The organism is Shimia gijangensis (assembly GCF_900142085.1).
Lineage (GTDB): Bacteria > Pseudomonadota > Alphaproteobacteria > Rhodobacterales > Rhodobacteraceae > Shimia > Shimia gijangensis.
Genome location: NZ_FQZQ01000009.1, coordinates 16,136 through 34,232, shown reverse-complemented (window position 1 = coordinate 34,232; position 18,097 = coordinate 16,136). Strand labels below are relative to the sequence as shown.

18 protein-coding genes are annotated in these 18,097 nt (G+C 54.3%); 9 read left to right on the top strand and 9 right to left on the bottom strand.

The genetic code is table 11. The features are described 5' to 3' along the window. Positions 1-4: 4 nt before the first annotated feature. The 4 genes from pdxR to BUC32_RS09340 all read right to left on the bottom strand — a co-directional run bounded on the left by pdxR (position 5) and on the right by BUC32_RS09340 (position 4,045). On the bottom strand, positions 5-1,462 hold the full coding sequence (gene pdxR, locus BUC32_RS09355; protein ID WP_073251922.1) for a MocR-like pyridoxine biosynthesis transcription factor PdxR: 1,458 nt from the start codon (positions 1,460-1,462) through the stop codon (positions 5-7). Positions 1,463-1,527: 65 nt separating this feature from the next. Next, positions 1,528-2,115 carry a GNAT family N-acetyltransferase gene (locus BUC32_RS09350; protein ID WP_073251920.1) on the bottom strand — a complete coding sequence of 196 codons (588 nt, stop codon included), beginning with the start codon at positions 2,113-2,115 and terminating at the stop codon, positions 1,528-1,530. A 68-nt stretch (positions 2,116-2,183) separates the two neighbouring features. Then, on the bottom strand, positions 2,184-3,581 hold the full coding sequence (locus BUC32_RS09345; RefSeq protein ID WP_073251918.1) for an aminotransferase family protein: 1,398 nt from the start codon (positions 3,579-3,581) through the stop codon (positions 2,184-2,186). A gap of 191 nt (positions 3,582-3,772) precedes the next feature. Next, on the bottom strand, positions 3,773-4,045 hold the full coding sequence (locus tag BUC32_RS09340; protein ID WP_073252117.1) for an I78 family peptidase inhibitor: 273 nt from the start codon (positions 4,043-4,045) through the stop codon (positions 3,773-3,775). 137 nt (positions 4,046-4,182) lie between these two features. On the opposite strand from BUC32_RS09340, the gene BUC32_RS09335 reads away from it, so the two are divergent. Beyond that, the gene (locus tag BUC32_RS09335) at positions 4,183-5,313 is read left to right on the top strand and encodes an S-(hydroxymethyl)glutathione dehydrogenase/class III alcohol dehydrogenase (protein WP_073252115.1); all 1,131 of its coding nucleotides are present in this window, start codon (positions 4,183-4,185) and stop codon (positions 5,311-5,313) included. Positions 5,314-5,371: 58 nt separating this feature from the next. Here the strand turns inward: BUC32_RS09335 and BUC32_RS09330 are convergent, their stop codons facing one another. Further along, positions 5,372-5,989: a TetR/AcrR family transcriptional regulator gene (locus tag BUC32_RS09330; protein WP_073251916.1), complete on the bottom strand. Its 618-nt coding sequence runs from the start codon at positions 5,987-5,989 to the stop codon at positions 5,372-5,374. Between the two features lie 120 nt (positions 5,990-6,109). Here BUC32_RS09330 and mbfA point away from each other — a divergent pair, with 120 nt between their 5' ends. From mbfA to BUC32_RS09295, 7 genes are all read left to right on the top strand, one after another. Further along, entirely contained in the window at positions 6,110-7,084 is a 975-nt protein-coding gene (mbfA, locus tag BUC32_RS09325) for an iron exporter MbfA (RefSeq protein ID WP_073251914.1), read from the top strand. Between the two features lie 54 nt (positions 7,085-7,138). Beyond that, positions 7,139-8,068, top strand: a complete 930-nt coding sequence (locus BUC32_RS09320; protein WP_073251911.1) for an AEC family transporter — start codon at positions 7,139-7,141, stop codon at positions 8,066-8,068. Positions 8,069-8,151: 83 nt separating this feature from the next. Further along, a complete protein-coding gene (gene fghA, locus BUC32_RS09315; protein ID WP_073251909.1) occupies positions 8,152-8,985 on the top strand; it encodes an S-formylglutathione hydrolase in 834 nt (277 codons plus the stop codon). Between the two features lie 7 nt (positions 8,986-8,992). Next, positions 8,993-9,445, top strand: coding sequence for a YaiI/YqxD family protein (locus BUC32_RS09310; RefSeq protein WP_245815161.1), 453 nt, complete (start codon positions 8,993-8,995; stop codon positions 9,443-9,445). A gap of 75 nt (positions 9,446-9,520) precedes the next feature. Further along, positions 9,521-10,489, top strand: coding sequence for a DMT family transporter (locus BUC32_RS09305; RefSeq protein ID WP_073251905.1), 969 nt, complete (start codon positions 9,521-9,523; stop codon positions 10,487-10,489). A 26-nt stretch (positions 10,490-10,515) separates the two neighbouring features. Further along, positions 10,516-11,136, top strand: coding sequence for an HAD family hydrolase (locus BUC32_RS09300; RefSeq protein WP_073251903.1), 621 nt, complete (start codon positions 10,516-10,518; stop codon positions 11,134-11,136). Beyond that, complete coding sequence (locus tag BUC32_RS09295; protein ID WP_073251901.1) at positions 11,133-12,044, top strand: ornithine cyclodeaminase family protein; 912 nt, start codon at positions 11,133-11,135, stop codon at positions 12,042-12,044. Before BUC32_RS09300 ends, BUC32_RS09295 begins: the two co-directional genes overlap by 4 nt. A gap of 3 nt (positions 12,045-12,047) precedes the next feature. Here the strand turns inward: BUC32_RS09295 and BUC32_RS09290 are convergent, their stop codons facing one another. Beyond that, positions 12,048-13,283, bottom strand: coding sequence for an MFS transporter (locus BUC32_RS09290; RefSeq protein WP_073251899.1), 1,236 nt, complete (start codon positions 13,281-13,283; stop codon positions 12,048-12,050). A 132-nt stretch (positions 13,284-13,415) separates the two neighbouring features. Between BUC32_RS09290 and zapE the strand changes: the two genes are divergently transcribed. Beyond that, complete coding sequence (gene zapE, locus BUC32_RS09285) at positions 13,416-14,483, top strand: cell division protein ZapE (RefSeq protein WP_073251897.1); 1,068 nt, start codon at positions 13,416-13,418, stop codon at positions 14,481-14,483. Between the two features lie 255 nt (positions 14,484-14,738). On the opposite strand, the gene BUC32_RS09280 is transcribed toward zapE, so the two are convergent. The 3 genes from BUC32_RS09280 to BUC32_RS09270 form a co-directional block, all read right to left on the bottom strand. Continuing rightward, complete coding sequence (locus BUC32_RS09280) at positions 14,739-16,013, bottom strand: bifunctional folylpolyglutamate synthase/dihydrofolate synthase (RefSeq protein ID WP_245815160.1); 1,275 nt, start codon at positions 16,011-16,013, stop codon at positions 14,739-14,741. Next, the gene (gene accD / locus BUC32_RS09275; RefSeq protein WP_073252110.1) at positions 16,010-16,987 is read right to left on the bottom strand and encodes an acetyl-CoA carboxylase, carboxyltransferase subunit beta; all 978 of its coding nucleotides are present in this window, start codon (positions 16,985-16,987) and stop codon (positions 16,010-16,012) included. The genes BUC32_RS09280 and accD overlap by 4 nt, the downstream gene beginning before the upstream one ends. 74 nt (positions 16,988-17,061) lie before the next feature. Beyond that, the gene (locus tag BUC32_RS09270; protein ID WP_073251895.1) at positions 17,062-17,943 is read right to left on the bottom strand and encodes a CPBP family intramembrane glutamic endopeptidase; all 882 of its coding nucleotides are present in this window, start codon (positions 17,941-17,943) and stop codon (positions 17,062-17,064) included. Positions 17,944-18,097 lie beyond the last annotated feature (154 nt).

Genomic DNA, 18,097 nt, shown 5'->3' with positions numbered 1-18,097 from the left:
ATGCTCAGTCCCGAATAGCCTGAGCAATTCTTGACACGCCCTCGGTGATCCGGTTTGCCGGAATTGAGGAATAGGCCAGACGGTAGTAGTTGCGTGGGCGGCCAGAACCATTGAAGAAAGTATGACCCGGTTCAATCAACACACCTTGTGGTCGTAGTTTTTCGGCCAGCTTTTCTGTATCGATATGATCGGGCGCTTCCATCCAAAACGATGAGCCTCCGTGCATGCCCTGACCGGCGATTTTCAGGCCGTGCTTATCCAGCGCTTCCTGCATGACTTCGCGTCGCTCCCGAAAGGCTTCGCGAATGCGGCGGATCAGGGCGTCATAGTGGCCAAGGCTTAGAAAATAGGCGGCGGTGCGTTGTATGTGTCCCGGCGGGTGTCGCAGTACCGATGCCCGCAGGGCACGCGCTTCGCGGATGAAGCTTTCTGAACCAACAAGATAGCCAAGACGCAAGCCGGGAAAGATTGATTTGGAGAAACTGCCGACGTAAATAACGCGCCCGTCTGCATCCAATGACTTGAGCGCAGGAGACGGGGCATCCAGAAACGACATTTCAAATTCATAGTCGTCTTCCACAATTACCGCATCCAACTCTCGGGCCCTCTCCAACAGCGCCTGACGGCGCGCCATCGGCATGGTGGCTGTGGTCGGGCACTGGTGACTGGGGGTGGTGAAAATGACATCTGTTTCCGGTGGAATGCTGTCGGGTGGCAAACCGTCTCGATCAACCGTTATGGGGGCCAGATGGCATCGTGATTGGTTCAGGATGTCAAACAACGCGTGGTAACAAGGGTCTTCAATAGCTGCCATGCGCCGTTGTGTCAGCAGAACTTGGGCTGAAAGCCACAAGGCGTTTTGTGCGCCCATTGTAATCAGGATTTCTTCGGGTCGCGCAACAATGCCTCGTCGCGGAAGCGTGTTACGGGCGATGAACTCGACCAAGCGAGGATCGTCCTGATCGTAATAATCCGTTGCAAGCGAAGCAAAGTCCTTTTGCCCCAGCGCCTGCAGCGCACATAAGCGCCAATTGGCATGATCGAACAGTTTTGGATCCGCCTGTCCGTAAACAAACGGAAAACGGTAGCTGGCCCAATCCTGCGGTTTTTCAGGCGTGTTGCCGTCGCTAAATCGGCGACCAATCACACGTGACCAATCAACCTTGTCTTCCTGACGTTGCACCGGCTTGTAGTTCGGAGGAACAGGGGCATTTTCGGATACGTAATAACCAGACCGTCCCCGCGACGTGAGATAGTCATTGGCCAACAGCTCGGTATAGGCGAGCGTGACCGTGATCCTGCTGATCCCAAGATGCGAGGCCAACTTACGGGTGGAGGGAAGACGTTCGGCTTTGCGAAAGCGCCCAGACAATATTCCCTCGGCTATCATCTGCTGGATCTGCGATTGCAGTGTGCCCTGAAATTGCGGATTCAAGAAAAAGGTTTCGACGGAGATGCTCATGGCGGCACCATAGTCTGGACTTAAAGGTGGTGCAATCTGGTATTATCTATTTGGTACGCCTGATTTCAACGAGGGCGTTCGATCATCAGCTCAAGGTTTGCTCGAACCGCCGGCCATTCATGCGCCAGGATCGAATACACCGCCGTATCTCGCAAAGAACCGTTTGCCATAATCATATTGCTCCGCAAAACCCCATCCAGTTTTGCCCCCAACCGTTCGATGGCACGGCGGGAAGGTACATTCATAAAATGCGTGCGAAACTCAACAACAATGCAATCCAGCTCTTCGAAAGCATGGCGCAACAGCAATAGTTTGCATTCGGTATTCATCGGCCCGCGCTGAACAGATTCGCGATACCACGTCGAGCCAACCTCGACCCGGCGATTGGGCGCATCAATGTTCATGTAGGTGGTCATGCCCACCGCTTTGCCGGATGCGTCCAGAATGGCAAAAGGCAGCATCGAGCCAGCCTCTTGCAGGGCGAGACGCCGTTCAATTTCGGCGGAAATTCCTTCTGGGGGTGGCACCATCGTGTACCAAAGCTTGTGCAGGTCACCATCGGCCGTGGCTTCGGCCAGATCTCTGGCATGGCTTTGATTAAGCGGAACAACAGACACATGCGTGCCGGTTAGGGTGACGGGCGCTGGCCACATGAGTTGTCCTTTCAAGAAAAAAGGCCGGAGCAATACCCCGGCCTTTCATTGCTAGTATGCTGGTCGACTTAGCCAAACACTTTGGTCAGCGCGTTGTCCACCGCATCTGTAATCGCATCGATGTCATCCGCTGTTGCAATCAGAGCAGGCGAGAAACACAATGTGTTGTTGCGCCCCGGAATGGACCGGTTGGTCATGCCAATGATGACACCCTGCGCACCACAATCTGCAACAACTTGAGCACAGATTTTCTCATCCACGGGCTCTTTGGTGTCGCGATCGACAACCAGTTCTGCCCCGATGAACAACCCCTTGCCGCGCACATCGCCAATGACAGAATGCTTCTCTTTCAGCACCTCCAGGTTGGCCATCATGCGGGTCCCCATGGCGGTACAGTTTTCAAGAAGACCTTCTTCTTCGATGATGCGCATGTTTTCCAGCGCAGCAGCCGGACCTGCAGTACAGCCACCAAAGGTCGAGATATCGCGGAAGTAATTCAGGTGGTCAGATGAATCGTCTTTGAACATGTCAAAAACTTCTTCGGTGGTGACCATGCAGGCAATCGCTGCGTAACCAGACGCCACACCTTTGGCCATGGTTACGAAATCAGGCTTGATGCCATAGTGCTGGTAGCCAAACCAAGTGCCGGTTCGGCCAACACCACAGACAACTTCGTCGATGTGCAGCAGTACTTCGTACTTTTTGCAGATTTCTTCAACGCGCTCCCAATAACCTTCGGGGGCTTCGATCACGCCACCGCCCGCAGTGACAGGCTCAAGGCACAGGGCTCCAACCGTTTCAGGGCCTTCGCGCAGGATTACCTCCTCGATGGCGTCTGCGGCGGCGCGTCCAAATTCGGCACCGGAAAGGTGCTCAAGGCCCAGCTCGTGCTTGCGATATTCCATGCAGTGCGGAACGCGCACGAAGTCAGGTGCAAAGGGGCCATACTGCGCGGTGCGCTCGTCCTGACCACCTGCTGACATCGTTGCTAGAGTGGAGCCGTGGTAATCGCGATCGCGGTACAGGATTTTGGTTTTCTTGCCACCATACTTTTTGTGGGCAATTTGGCGAACCAGTTTAAAGGCTTTCTCATTCGCTTCGGAGCCCGAGTTGGTGTAGTACACACGGCTCATGCCAGGCATTTTTTCAATCAGCTTTTCCGCAAACAAAGAGCCGGGAATTGAGCCCGCAGTCTGAGCAAAATAGCAAATTTTCATCATTTGCTCGTGCACGGCGTCTGCAATTGCTTTGCGGCCATAGCCGACATTGACGGTCCACACGGCACCCGAAACAGCATCTAGGTATTCCTTGCCGTTCTGGTCCCAGACACGCATGCCTTTACCTTCGATGATGATCCGTGGATCGCCGGTCTCAAAGGGTTTGTGTTGCGTCAGATGATGCCAAACGTGCGCTTTATCAGCGGAAACAACCTTTTCCAGGTCATTGTCATTGAAATTGCCGTCCATGGGGACTCCTCGCATAGGTTGGGCGCCGCCCGCAGGGCAAACTCTGGCGCAGGTGTTGGAATCAGGGGCCGGAGAATCCAGCCAAACTCAGAAGCGTATGTTCACTCGAAATCCGGCTTTAAGAATAGCGCCAGCGTAATTCAACTTTAAGTCCAGAATGGGGGCTGTGTCAGAAGATGAGAACTGCAGTCTCAACCACAGCTTACCTTTGTAATCTTGCCGCTTTCGTCGTGAAAGACATTCAATCGTTCTGGTTGATGATCCATCGTCATTGCTGCGTTTTCACCAAGAACCCGCAGAGTTTTTGGCGTGAGAACTCCATTGAGCGATTCCTTGGGTTGGCCAATCAGGAATTCAAACGCTGCGGGATCACATGTCTTACTACCCGGCATTACAGTTTCCGTTTCGTCTTCACCAATACAGGCTGCCAATAGAATCAAAGTCGTCAGACCCAACCACTTCATTGAAAACTCCAATTTTGCTTGTTGTACAAATTTGGGGTTGGCGTCGTTTGGACACAAGGCGACGTCGCAACCTCTATTGAAAAGCGGCGCAGTTTCGCTCACGGTCGGGTCAAAGTTTTAGGGAGGATGCGAAAATGATGCGCACAAAAGCTGCGGTGGCCTTAGAAGCCGGTAAACCGCTTGAGATTATGGAAGTGAACCTTGAAGGCCCAAAGGCTGGCGAGGTTTTGATTGAGATAAAGGCAACCGGAATTTGCCATACGGATGAATTTACCCGATCCGGTGCCGATCCCGAGGGCCTGTTTCCATCGATTCTTGGCCACGAAGGTGCCGGTATCGTTATGGAGGTGGGAGAAGGCGTCACCACTCTGAAACCCGGCGATCACGTGATCCCGCTTTACACCCCGGAATGCCGCGAGTGTCATTCCTGCCTTTCCGGTAAAACCAACCTTTGCACGGCCATTCGCGGCACCCAAGGCCAAGGCCTTATGCCTGACGGGACAACCCGCTTTTCGATGCTGGATGGTACGCCGATCTATCACTACATGGGCTGTTCGACCTTTGCCAATCACACTGTCATGCCCGAAATTGCACTGGCCAAAGTGCGTGACGATGCGCCTTTTGACAAGATTTGTTACATCGGTTGCGGTGTCACAACAGGCATTGGCTCGGTCATCAATACGGCCGGTGTCGAGATCGGTTCAACGGCTGCGGTTTTTGGCCTTGGCGGCATTGGTCTGAACGTGATCCAAGGCCTGCGCATGGCTGGGGCAGACGTGATCATCGGGGTCGATCTGAATGACGACAAAGCGGAAATGGCGAAGAAATTCGGCATGACGCATTTTGTGAATCCTTCCAAAATTGATGGCTCAGTCACGGATGCAATCGTCGAATTGACCAAGACTGAGCAAGATGCCTTTGGAGGTGTGGACTATTCGTTTGATGCGACGGGCAACGTGCAGGTGATGCGTGACGCGTTGGAATGCTCACACCGTGGCTGGGGCGTTTCGGTTATTATCGGCGTGGCACCGGCGGGTGCCGAGATTTCGACACGACCCTTCCAGCTGGTCACAGGCCGCGTCTGGAAAGGCACCGCATTTGGTGGCGCCAAAGGGCGCACAGATGTGCCTAAGTTCGTCGATTGGTACATGGATGGCAAAATCGAGATTGATTCAATGATCACGCACAAGCTGAGCCTTGAAGACATCAACGAAGGATTTGAATTGATGCATGCCGGTAAATCGATCCGCGCCGTCGTCGAATTCTAGATCTCAATTCCGGCGTATCGATACGCGGTACGCCGGATTTTGATGTAGTAAACTGTACCTAAGCCCCATACCGGGCCATGAAGGTTGAGACAGCTTCCTGAACGACGGTTTCGATTTCATCCTCGGTAAATGAAACGTTGATGCCAAAAACCAACCGCAAATAAAGATCGGCCTTGCAAAGCTCCTGAAACTGGGCTGCAGCCAATTCGAAATTGTCGATTTTCAATTCATTACGGCTTGTGGCTTCTCGAAGATATGCTGCCAGATGCTGACGTCCCATTGCAGGGCCCGTTTCGTAAAAACGGCGTCCTAACTCCGGGAATCTGTCTGCTTCGGCTACACATATGCGAAAGACCTTGAGACCAAATTCCGAGAGGATTAGTTGCAGTACCCCCCGTGCGGTCTGGGCCAAAATCTTGGTAGCAGGGGCAGTGCGATCTATTTCCTGCAACATAACTTCGGCCTGCCGGGCGCATTGTTCACGGGCCATTTCCATGAACATGTGACGCTTGTCCGGAAAATAGCTGTACAAAGTCGCCTTGGAGACTTTGGCGGCCCGTGCAATGTCGTCCACGCTTGCGCCTTCAAATCCGTCACGCAGAAACACTTCGCGCGCACCGGCCAGCACTTGATCATATTTCCGCCCCTTGCGGATTTCTGGCCTCTGCGTGTTCATTTATGCCCCTGATGTTTGTGTCTTGGAATATAAACTGGTCAGTTCAGTTTTCACAAGCCAAAGGCACTTGCTCATGGAGGAGAACCCGCTAGATTAGAATAATTCTAATATGAGGCTGTCATGCGCTTTTTTTCACAACGCCGCCATTTTCGCGATCTAAGTGAACAGGAAGTGATTGCGCTTGCGATTTCTTCGGAAGAGGATGACGCTCGTATTTACCGCAGTTATGCCGAAATGCTTCGGACAGATTTCCCTGCCACAGCAAAAATTTTCGAAGGCATGGCGACAGAAGAAGACGAACACCGCCGGCTCTTGATCGACTTACACGAGTCGCGTTTTGGCAGTGTGATTCCCCTGATCCGTCGTGAACACGTGGCTGGATTTTATGCGCGCCGCCCAATTTGGTTGATTGAAAACCTTGGGATCGATCGTATGCGCACCGAAGCTGCCGCAATGGAACACGACGCGGAGCGGTTCTATCTTGCTGCTGCAGCCAAATCCGGCGATGCCGCCACACGCAAATTGTTGGGTGATCTGGCTGCGGCCGAAGCGGGCCATCAGAATGCAGCTTATGAGCTGGAGGCCACCCATGTGGATGGCGATGCAGAAGCGTCAGAAAGTGATGTGGCCAAACGCCAGTTCATTCTGACGTGGGTACAACCGGGTCTGGCCGGGTTAATGGATGGCTCTGTCTCAACACTTGCGCCCATTTTTGCCACGGCTTTTGCCACGCACAACACATGGACGACATTTCTGGTTGGGTTGGCGGCCTCTATTGGTGCGGGTATCTCGATGGGCTTCACCGAAGCTGCGTCCGATGACGGAGAGCTTTCTGGCCGTGGATCGCCAATCAAGCGCGGGGTCGCGTCGGGCGTCATGACCACTGTTGGCGGACTTGGCCATGCATTGCCCTATCTGATCACGGATTTCTGGACCGCCACAGTGATCGCGATCATCGTCGTGTTTGTAGAGCTATGGGCCATTGCGTGGATTCAGAACAAGTTTATGGAAACACCCTTTTTCCGGGCCGCGTTTCAAGTTGTTTTGGGCGGTGCACTGGTTTTTGCCGCAGGCGTTTTGATTGGCAGCGGATAAAGCACAACTCGTGAATTATTTTGACGCCACGCGCTGAGGTGTTAACACACTCACATGTTAGCGATTTTTCTAAAAACCATACCCTTTTTTGCGTTGATCGGCGTCGGGTATTGGGCTGGTCGAACCCGGTTCTTCACTGAAGAAGCCACAGCCTATCTTACAAAATTCGTTTTCTACTTTGCCCTGTCCGCGATGCTATTTCGTTTTGCCGCCAACTTGTCGTTGGGCGAGGTTCTCGACTGGACGTTGGTTGGTGCATATCTATGGGGCACGTTGGTGGTCTACGGGATTGCAACCGCGGTGGCCTTTCTCAGAAAGCTGGATGTCGCAACCGCGGCGATTGAGGCGCAATGTGCAGCCATTGGCAATACCGGATTTCTGGGCGTTCCTATGCTGGTTTTGCTTTTGGGTGAAAAGGCCATTGGACCCGTGATGTTGGTTCTGGCGGTGGATCTCATTGTCTTTTCGTCTTTGATCGTCATCCTGATTACGGGCTCTCGTGAGGGTCGCCTAAGTTGGAAGATCCTACAGACCGTCGGTCTTGGGCTGGTGAAAAATCCGATGATTGTGGCGATGTCGACCGGTTTGTTTTGGGCGGCGATGGGTTTTCCGCTCCCGGCTCCAGTGAATGAATTTCTGGCCATCCTAGGCGGGGCGGCCACTCCGGGTGCCCTCTTTGCAATCGGTGCGTCTCTGGCGTCGAAATCAGCCGAGCGTATTCAGGTCGCGGCGTGGCTGTCGTTCTGCAAATTGGTATTGCATCCCTTGTTTGTCGCAATCGGTGCGCTGTGGCTGTTTCCGGTTGATACCTATTCTGCAGGTGTCATCATCTCGGCTGCTGCCCTGCCTGTAGCGGGCAATGTCTACATTCTGGCGCAGCATTATGGCGTGGCGCCGCATCGGGTGTCGGCGGCGATTTTGTTTTCAACACTGGTAAGCGTGGCAACGGTTTCGATTGTGATCGCTTGGGTGAGCGCGCTTTAAACATCTCTTGAGTGCGGTTTTCCTTGTCTGCACCTGCGCCCGTGCGTTAGCCATGTCAGACAAGAATTTTCCGGGAGGACAGGATGGAAACGATTTCCGAAAACAAGGCCTTTGGTGGTGTGCAGGGCGTGTATTCGCATCAGTCTCACACAACCCGTTGCGAAATGACCTTTGGTCTGTTTTTGCCGGAAGAGGCGCGGGATGGCCCTGTGCCGGTTCTTTGGTATCTGTCTGGTCTTACCTGTACGCATGAAAACGCCATGGTTAAGGCTGGCGCGCAAGCCTGGGCTGCCGAACAGGGTATCGCGGTTGTGTTCCCGGACACCAGTCCGCGCGGCGAAGGTGTGGCGGATGATGACGCCTATGATCTGGGACAAGGGGCGGGGTTTTATGTGAATGCCACCCAAAAACCTTGGGCACCACATTTCCGCATGTGGGACTACATCGCCGAGGATCTGCCTTCAATGTTGCAGGAAGAGTTCCCGTTGGACATGTCACGTCAGGCCATCACTGGCCATTCAATGGGCGGACATGGTGCCCTGACACTTGCAATGTCTTTGCCCGGCCGGTTCCGGTCGGTGTCGGCTTTTGCACCGATCTGTAATCCCACAGGTGCCGATTGGGGCCGCAAACAATTGCAGGCCTATTTGGGCGACGACACGGGGCAGTGGGCCGCGCAGGACGCATCGCTTCTAATCCGTGAACGCGGCTTCGACGGGCCTATCTTGGTGGATCAGGGTGCTGATGACCAGTTTATCGACCTGTTGCGTCCCGAAACGCTTGTCGCGGCCTCTGCCGAAAGCCGTCAGGAAATGACGCATCGAATGCAAAAAGGTTATGACCACAGCTATTTCTTTGTCTCGACCTTTATGGAAGATCACGTCGCCTTCCATGCCGAGGCACTGTACGCGGATTGAACCTGAAGTGAGCCAGATTTACGTCGATGCCGATGCCTGCCCGGTCAAGGCCGAGGTCGAACGAGTGGGAACCCGGCACGGCGTGAAAATGCATGTTGTCAGTAACGGCGGTTTGCGCCCGTCGCAAAATCCGCTGGTCGATAATGTGATTGTGCCCGAGGGGCCAGATATCGCAGATATGTGGATTGCAGACCGGGCCGGACCGGGGGACGTGGTGATCACTGGCGACATTCCATTGGCAGCCAAATGCGTTGAGGCTGGCGCGCGGGTTTTGAAGCACAATGGCGAGGCTCTGACGGCTGCCAATATAGGTAACGTTTTGGCCACACGTGATCTGATGACGGATTTACGCGCGGCGGACCCGTTTCGTCAGGGTGGTGGCAAAGGCTTTACCAAAGCGGACCGGTCGCGGTTTTTGGAAGCGCTTGAGCGGGAACTACGCGCCGCCAAACGTGGTTAGTGATCAATGCCGCTTTACGACGCCGGGGTCGTTTCCGGGCCAGACCCCAAGGCTTGGACGTGGTGCATTTAGCGAATGACCAAGCAAAGCACACTTAACGTCGGCACCTTAGGAGCAATCTCTGCTCTTGTGGCGACATTCTGTTTTTCGTTGAACGACAGCTCGATCAAGTTTCTATCGGGTGGCTATGCTTTGCATCAGATCGTCCTGGTTCGTTCGGTTTTGGCGCTAATCTTCTTGTTGCTGGTCATTGTGCCGTTTGATGGAGGCTTTGGCGTTCTAAAGACCAAGCGATTGGGCATGCATCTGATGCGTGGTTTCTGCGTGGTTTTTGCCAATATGACATTCTTTCTAGGCCTGTCAGTGCTGCCCTTGGCGGATACCGTCGCGGTATTTTTTATCTCGCCGCTGATCATTACGGCCCTTTCGGTTCTGGTTCTTGGTGAACAGGTCGGTCCACGGCGCTGGATTGCTGTTGGGGCTGGCTTGCTTGGTGTCTTGATCATGGTGCGCCCGGGGTCAGGTGATTTTCAGGTCGCGTTGATGCTGCCGTTCGTGTCCGCGTTTGCCTATGCGTCGCTGCATATTCTGACTCGTAAGATTGGCGCCACCGAAAGCGCGGCAACAATGTCGGTGTATATTCAAATCACGTTCATTGTTGTCAGTGGTGTCATCGGTTTGATGCTGGGTCATGGTCAATATGCCGGGCAGGGTGGTCCGATGTTAGAGTTCCTGCTGCGTGGCTGGGTTTGGCCCGCGCAAAGTGATCTGTGGATTTTGTTCCTGTTGGGTTTTTCCAGCGCCCTTGGTGGCTTTTTCATTTCCCAAGCCTATCGGTTGGCCGAAGCCAGCGTGATTGCGCCACTGGAATACACAGCCATGCCGATGGCAATTGTCTTTGGAGTGGTTATCTTTGGCGAATGGCCCGAGCCTGCGTCCTGGCTTGGCATGTCGCTGATTATCGGAGCAGGGTTGTTTATTTTCTGGCGCGAAAGTCGTGTCGGGCGCCCCAAAGGGGTGGCGAGGCCGCGCACACGTCGCTAATCTTTGTTGCAAAGCTGGGGGCGTGAATGACAATCGAAGCAGTGATTTTCGATATCGGCAATGTGCTGATCAAGTGGCAGCCAGAAAGTTACTATGACCGCGTCATTGGCCCTGAACGGCGAAAGGCATTTTTTGCTGATGTGCCTTTGCATGAAGAACACCAGAAAGTGGACGAAGGCGCATCCTTGCGCGACGTGTTTTACAATCTGGCAGATCAAACGCCGGAATGGGCAGACGAGCTGCGCATGTGGCACGACAATTGGAACGATCTAGCGGCTCCGGAAATCCCGCATTCTGTGCGCTTGCTAAATGCCTTGAAACTCCGCGGTGTTCCGGTGTTTACGCTGACCAACTTTGGCCACGATAATTTTCCAATCTCGCAAGAAAAGTTCGGCTTCCTAAAGTGCTTTGATCGCGAATATGTCTCGGGGCGTCTGAACCTCATTAAACCCGATCCGGCGATTTATGCCCATGTTGAGCAAGACTGCGGCATCACTCCTGAGGCGTTGTTATTCACAGATGACCGGGAAGACAATATTGCCACGGCTTCAGCGCGCGGTTGGCAAACCCATCATTTCACCGGTCCAATGGGATGGGCGGATCGCCTTGTCGCCGAAGGGCTATTGAGTGCAAAGGACGCAGAATGACCACGATAATTCCGTTTGATAAAGGGCAGGAAAATCTCGACTGGCGGGGCCTGACCGAGGCGATCGAGGCGGGCCACAGGTTGCCCAAGGCCGAAATTTCCGACAGCTTTTTGTATCGCGGTAAAGACACTCTGTTGCAGCGTCAGGCGTGGATTGACGGGCTGGGCATAGCGGTGAAATCTGCTACTGTGTTTCCCGAGAACCCAGCGCAGGGTGTGCCCATGATCCACGGGGCAGTTACACTGTTTGACGATGCGCATGGCATTCTGTCAGCGCTGATAGATTTTCATCTTGTCACGAAATGGAAAACCGCTGGGGACAGCCTTTTGGCGGCACGCAAGCTTGCGCGCCCAGACAGCCGCAACATTCTGATCGTCGGTGCCGGAACAGTAGGGCGAAACCTGCACGCAGCCTATGCCTCGGCCTTTCCGGATGCACAGTTTTCCGTGTGGAATCGCACCCGGGCAAATGCAGACAAGATGGCGGCTGAAATTGCGGGCCTGACAGTTGTCGATGACCTTGAAGCGGCGGTCGGGCAGGCAGATATTGTCACCTCGGCCACCATGTCGACCGAGCCCACCTTGCGCGGCGAATGGTTTCAGCCGGGTCAGCACATCGACCTGATTGGTGCCTATCGCCCGGATATGCGTGAGGTTGATGATGCCGCCTTGCTTCGGTCACGCATCTTTGTGGACAGCTTTGACACCACGATAGGCCATATCGGAGAGTTGAAAACCCCAATCGAAGAGGGGGTGATATCAGTCGCGGATGTGGTGGCGGATTACTACAATATCGAGGCATTCCAACGCCGGTCTGATGATGAAATTACCTTGTTCAAAAACGGCGGCGGGGCACATCTGGATTTGATTACCAGCCGCTTCATTCTGGATCGATGGCAAGAGGGCTGAGCGTCAGGCGGCCACTTCAGACAAGGGGCGTTCCCGGATCGGCAGATGCACAATAGCGCTGAACGCGCCAACACCAACGCCGACCCACCACACCAAAGTGTAGTCACCATAGGCGTCATACATGCGCCCACCCAGCCAGACACCCAGAAAGCTGCCCAGCTGATGGCTGAAAAACACGATGCCATAAAGCGTGCCCATGTAACGCAAGCTGTAAATATGGGCCACCAAACCGCTGGTCAGCGGCACTGTGGCCAGCCACAGACTGCCCATGGCCAATGAGAAAACAACAACGCTGGTCGGGGTGATGGGCATCAGGATGAACATGGCGCCGATCAACGTCCTGGCTGTGTAAATTCCAGCCAGCAAGTATTTCTTGGGATACCTGTTGCCCAACCAGCCGGCGGCCAACGTACCTGCAATATTGGCCAGACCAATCAGTGAAATCGCCAGCGCCCCGAGCCGCGATGTGGTGGATAAGCCCGCAGAGGCCAGCATGCCCGAGGGGTCAATCGCCCCGCACATCTCAGTTATCATCGCTGGAAAATGCGCAGTCACAAATGACAGCTGATAGCCACAAGAAAAGAAACCCAGAAAGATCAGTGTGTAAGACGGATCGCGAAAGGCTTTGCGCAGGATTTGCCCCATGCTTTCTTCAAGCTCGGCTTTGCTGGCCGCAGGGGCCCGCATCATCGGCAACAGCAACAAGGTCGCCAGGATCGCCGCTGCAAAGATGACAAAGGTGGACTGCCAGGTCATGAACCCCAGCATCCAGTCAGCAATCGGTGCGCCAAATACCTGACCACCCGACCCGGCAACGGTGACTATGGCCAATGACATCGAGCGATTTTCGTCCGAGCTGGCGCGGCCAACCACTGCAAGGATCACCCCAAAACCGGTGCCTGCAATGCCAAAACCAACCAAAACTTCATACAACTGATGGGCTTCGGGTGTGATGGCAAAGGACGACAGAACAAGCCCGGCGGCATAGACTAACGCGCCCATAATAATCGCACGCCGGTCTCCGATCTTTTCGGCAATCGCACCAAAGATTGGCTGACCAAAGCCCCAGGCCAGGTTTTGGATCGCAATCGCCATAGAGAATTCGGAGCGTAGCCAGCCAAATTCATTCGCGATCGGAATTTGAAACACCCCAAAGCTGGCGCGGATCGCAAAGGACACCAGAATGATCGCACAACCAACAAGCAGTACCGGCGTAAATAAGGGGGTGCGTTGTTCCATGTCTCTCTCCTGATCGCGATGGCAGGATGGTGTTGTGAACAGGGTAGGTCAAATCAGGAATTGTGAACGAATTCATCACTTCATCGTATGCACTGTCTTTTCAGCTGCGTCACCATTCGCTAAGGGAGAACTATGGACACCTTGCCAGACATCTATGCCGACAAGGTCGCGCGCGGCGAATTGCATCCTGACGATGCCCAAGAGGCGATCTTGCCTGAATTCGAACGGATTCGCGAGGCCGTTGCTCAACCTGTGAAAAAGGGTTGGTTTCGCAAGGCAACTCCCGAGCATGTGCAGGGCTTGTATCTTTGGGGCGGTGTTGGCCGCGGCAAGTCGATGTTGATGGACCTATTTGTCGACTCGCTTGAGGTGCCCGTGCGCCGAGTGCACTTTCATGCATTCATGCAGGAAATTCACACAGCCATGCACGAGGCTCGTCAACGCGGCGTTGAAGACGCAATTCAACCCGTGGCGAGTTCGGTGGCGGAGTCTGTTCGGGTTCTCGCCTTTGACGAAATGCAGATCACAGATATCACTGACGCGATGATTGTCGGACGCCTGTTCGAGCAGCTGTTTGAGGCGGGCGTGGTGGTGATCACCACATCGAACCGTGTTCCGGGTGACTTGTACAAAGACGGACTGAATCGGCAACTGTTCCTGCCTTTTATTGATCTCATTGAGCAAAATCTGAATGTGCGCGAATTGATCAGCCCGAATGACTATCGTCAAAACCGGCTCAGAGGCAGTCAGGTCTATTTCGTACAGGCCGGAACCGAGGCCCGCGCTGACATTCGGGGGATCTGGGAAGATCTCACTGGTGGAGAAGCAACACCCTTGGTGTTGAACGTCAAAGGACGAGATGTCGTATTACCCTCCTTTAGGAACGGAATTGCGCGGGCACGGTTTTTTGATCTTTGTGGTGCGATGCTGGGGCCGGGTGACTATCTGGCGATCGCGGATGCGGTCAAAGTTTTGATCCTAGAAGATATTCCCCGTTTGTCGCGCTCAAATTTTAACGAAGCCAAACGCTTTGTGATCCTCATTGATGCCTTGTACGAGGCCAAAGTGCGTCTGATTTGTTCCGCCGCGGCGCAGCCGGAGATGCTTTACGTTGAGGGTGAAGGAACTTTTGAGTTTGAACGCACGGCCAGCCGTTTGCGCGAGATGCAGGATGAAAACTGGGGCGCGGACGAAGGGTAAGCCCAACCCATTTTGGCAGATATCTGAATAACCTCTGTCCAAATTATTAGGGGGGCGCCGATGCACCCCCCTGTTTGCCTGCCTGCCTGTCCCATAAAGCCCGTAATGATTTCCCGTTTGTTTACTTCTGCTTCGCAGGGAAATCTGAATTTTCTTGACTATAAGCGCGGTGATTCGAATCAGTCAATGGCCCCTGATTCGCTTTCCGGGAAGGCGCTTGTTTTGATTCGCTTTTTTTTCGCGTCACGCGGGTGTTCAGCCGTTTTCGCGCAAAATTGCACCGGCCAGATAGAGTGATCCGCAAATCAGCACACGTGCATTGGCATCTGCGGCCGCAATTGCAGCTAGGGCACTGGCCGTGGTGTCAGCACTGCCAGCTTTCATGCCAACAGAACGTGCTGCGGCCTCGGTCTCATGCGCTGGCAGAGTGTTGGCTTCACCGGGAATGGACACGGCCGTAAGACTGGCGGCCTCAGCCGCCAACGGCGACAGATAGCCCGAGATATCTTTGGTGTTGAGCATGCCGCAAATCAGGTGCGTTGGGCGTTTGGGTAGATCAGATAGCACCTTGGCCAGAGCAACGCCGGCCGCAGCGTTATGGCCACCGTCGAGCCACAGTTCGATCTCGGGCGCACTTTCCACCAGAGGACCAGTTCGCAGACGCTGCATTCGTGCAAACCACTCAGCGTTTTTCATCGCGGCTTCGCAAGCGTTGTCATCCGCACCCAAGAAGCGCAAAGCGGCCAGCGCCGCCCCGGCATTCTGGATTTGATGATCGCCGATCAGGGCAGGCAAGGGCAGATCCAAAAGACCGCGTTCGTCCTGATACACCAAGCGTCCACGTTCTTCCCAGACATGCCAATGCTGACCGTGCGCTAACAAAGGTGCGCCCAGCTTTGCGGCTGTGGCTTCGATCACGTCCATCGCCTCGTCCGGCTGCGGGCCGACAACACATGGCACGCCGCGTTTGATGATCCCGGCTTTTTCGGTCGCGATTTTGGTAAGAGTATTACCCAGAAACTGTTCGTGATCGATCGAGACCGGTGTGATGACGGTCAGCTCAGGGGTGTCGAGAACATTAGTGGCATCAAGCCGCCCTCCCAACCCAACTTCGAGCAAGGTGTAGTCTGCAGGGGTGTGGGCAAAAGCCAGCAGAGCCGCGCAGGTCGTGATCTCGAAATAGGTGATATCGATGTTGCCGTTCTTGGCATAACACTCATCCAGAATCTCGGTCAGGTAATCTTCGGTGATCAAAGTACCCGCCAGCCGGATGCGTTCGTGAAACCGGGCCAGATGTGGCGAGGTATAGGCGTGTACGGATTTGCCCATGCCCTCAAGTCCGGCACGGATCATCGACTGGGTCGAACCTTTGCCATTGGTTCCGGCCAGATGGATCACCGGCGGCAAATTCTTTTGCGGGTTGTCCAAAGCGTCCAGCAACCGCCAGACACGGTCCAGCGTCAGATCAATGATCTTCGGGTGCAACGCCATCATGCGGGCCAATACCGCATCCGAGGATTGCAGGGTCACTTTTTGTTGTCCGCTTTGGTTTCGGCCAGTTTTTCTTTTGCATCACCTTTTGTTTGGGCGGCTTGGGCTGCCCTGTCAGCCTTTTCAACTGCTTCAGGCGACGGCAAGTCCCCAGCGACCGCAGGAGACAATCCCAAAAGCATACGGGTGATGGTGATCAACTCGGCGCGCATTTTGGTGCGCGGGGTGACCCGGTCCAGCATACCGTGATCCAACAGATACTCGGCCCTCTGGAACCCTTCGGGCAATTTTTCACGGATGGTTTGTTCGATCACGCGGGGGCCCGCAAAGCAGATCAGCGCATTGGGTTCAGAAATGTGGACGTCCCCCAGCATCGCATAGGATGCGGTCACACCACCGGTCGTGGGGTGCGTCAGCACAACAATATAGGGCAGACCGGCCTCTTTCAGCATCTGAACGGCGACTGTTGTACGCGGCATTTGCATCAGAGATAAGATGCCCTCTTGCATACGCGCGCCACCAGCGGCCGAGAACAGGACAAGCGGACGTTTTAGCGCGACGGCCCGTTCTGCGGCAGCAATAATGGCGTTGCCTACATACATGCCCATGGAGCCGGCCATAAAGGAAAAGTCCTGACAGGCAGCCACAATAGGTGTCCGGCCAATCTCGCCCTCGGCAACCAGCATGGCCTCTTTTTCGCCTGTGACTTTTTGGGCGGCTTTCATGCGGTCCGGGTATTTCTTTTGATCACGGAATTGCAGCGGGTCGGCTATTGGGGCCGGAACCTCGACATCAGTAAAAATGCCACCATCGAACAATGCGATGAAACGGTCGCGAGGCGTGATGGCCATGTGGTGATCGCACTGAGTACAAACATTCAGGTTCTCAGTCAGTTCACGGTGAAACAGCATCGTGCCGCACTCGGTGCATTTCGACCACAGATTGTCCGGGGTCTCGCGACGGGAAAAGATCGAGTTGATCCTTGGGCGGACGTAGTTGGTGATCCAGTTCATAGGCTGCAATCCTTTTCGGGGGATGCTGATATTTTGTGCTTCTGTCAGATAAGACGCTACGTCAGAAAATGCAATCAGCGCCGTATCGCAGTTCTGGCAACCAGCCAGCTGCACAGGATCACCATGACCTCAATGGGCATGAGCATACGCAATGTTTCAACAGCATCGGGGCCAAATGGCAAGACATATAGCGACAGGCCATCCCAATAGTCCTGCATGGATGAAAACATCATTGCACTGACATTGTTGGCGAAGTGCAGCGCGAGAGCGGGTCCGAGATTGCCAGCCCGCGCTGTCAGGTCAGCAGCCGCCAGCCCAAATAGAACAGACCAGCCTGCAAGCAAAAGCGCATTTGGACCATAAGTGCCGGGATCATAGTGCAATAACCCGAATAACAGCGATGGCAGAACCATCCATACCAAAGGCGAAGAAAACCGCGCTGCCAACTGGCTTTGCAGATAGCCCCGAAACAGCAATTCTTCCGTCGACACCTGAAGAAAGATCAATGGCAGGGATATGGGGACCAGCAAAAGCCAGCTGTTGAAGGACATATTGCGAACGGGTTCTATGTTTTCAGGGCCCGGAATTAGCAAGACAACGGCAAACAGAACAATCGTGGCGCGCAGCACCCGGCGAAAATCCATAAACAGCATGACACGTGGTCCGGCAAGGTTGGCCAGAGATCGATTATGCAACATATGAACAACGAGGCCCAAAGCAATCAGCAAAGGCGCGAAGTTCAGCAACATCAACCACAGGGCGCGGGCGGTTGTACCCCCCATAAATTCAGCCCGGATAACGGGCCAGTTGGGCAGGTTTTGCAGGGCTTGAAAATAGATGACGTTCAGAATCAAGAACCCAACAACAATAAGTGCCAGTCCCCCAAACAGCTTTCCGAGGCTTGCTGAGGGGCGCGCCTGTGACACCAACACTTCATGTAACCGATAAGCACTCATGTGTTTGCTTTGCCTGTTTTTACGGGTTCAGGCAAGAGAGGTCGCCAGAGTTGCGCGACCCTGGGCAACGTTTTGAATAAAAACGTAGTTACAAGCCATTGCAGGTTTGTTTCCTGCAAACCAATTCGGTACATAATTAAAGAGTCGGGTGAGT

Coding starts and splice junctions, on each gene's coding strand:
- pdxR (WP_073251922.1), bottom strand. CDS start 1,462: ATGAGCATCTCCGTCGAAACCTTTTTCTTGAATCCGCAATTTCAGGGC.
- BUC32_RS09350 (WP_073251920.1), bottom strand. CDS start 2,115: ATGTGGCCAGCGCCCGTCACCCTAACCGGCACGCATGTGTCTGTTGTT.
- BUC32_RS09345 (WP_073251918.1), bottom strand. CDS start 3,581: ATGGACGGCAATTTCAATGACAATGACCTGGAAAAGGTTGTTTCCGCT.
- BUC32_RS09340 (WP_073252117.1), bottom strand. CDS start 4,045: ATGAAGTGGTTGGGTCTGACGACTTTGATTCTATTGGCAGCCTGTATT.
- BUC32_RS09335 (WP_073252115.1), top strand. CDS start 4,183: ATGCGCACAAAAGCTGCGGTGGCCTTAGAAGCCGGTAAACCGCTTGAG.
- BUC32_RS09330 (WP_073251916.1), bottom strand. CDS start 5,989: ATGAACACGCAGAGGCCAGAAATCCGCAAGGGGCGGAAATATGATCAA.
- mbfA (WP_073251914.1), top strand. CDS start 6,110: ATGCGCTTTTTTTCACAACGCCGCCATTTTCGCGATCTAAGTGAACAG.
- BUC32_RS09320 (WP_073251911.1), top strand. CDS start 7,139: ATGTTAGCGATTTTTCTAAAAACCATACCCTTTTTTGCGTTGATCGGC.
- fghA (WP_073251909.1), top strand. CDS start 8,152: ATGGAAACGATTTCCGAAAACAAGGCCTTTGGTGGTGTGCAGGGCGTG.
- BUC32_RS09305 (WP_073251905.1), top strand. CDS start 9,521: ATGACCAAGCAAAGCACACTTAACGTCGGCACCTTAGGAGCAATCTCT.
- BUC32_RS09300 (WP_073251903.1), top strand. CDS start 10,516: ATGACAATCGAAGCAGTGATTTTCGATATCGGCAATGTGCTGATCAAG.
- BUC32_RS09295 (WP_073251901.1), top strand. CDS start 11,133: ATGACCACGATAATTCCGTTTGATAAAGGGCAGGAAAATCTCGACTGG.
- BUC32_RS09290 (WP_073251899.1), bottom strand. CDS start 13,283: ATGGAACAACGCACCCCCTTATTTACGCCGGTACTGCTTGTTGGTTGT.
- zapE (WP_073251897.1), top strand. CDS start 13,416: ATGGACACCTTGCCAGACATCTATGCCGACAAGGTCGCGCGCGGCGAA.
- accD (WP_073252110.1), bottom strand. CDS start 16,987: ATGAACTGGATCACCAACTACGTCCGCCCAAGGATCAACTCGATCTTT.
- BUC32_RS09270 (WP_073251895.1), bottom strand. CDS start 17,943: ATGAGTGCTTATCGGTTACATGAAGTGTTGGTGTCACAGGCGCGCCCC.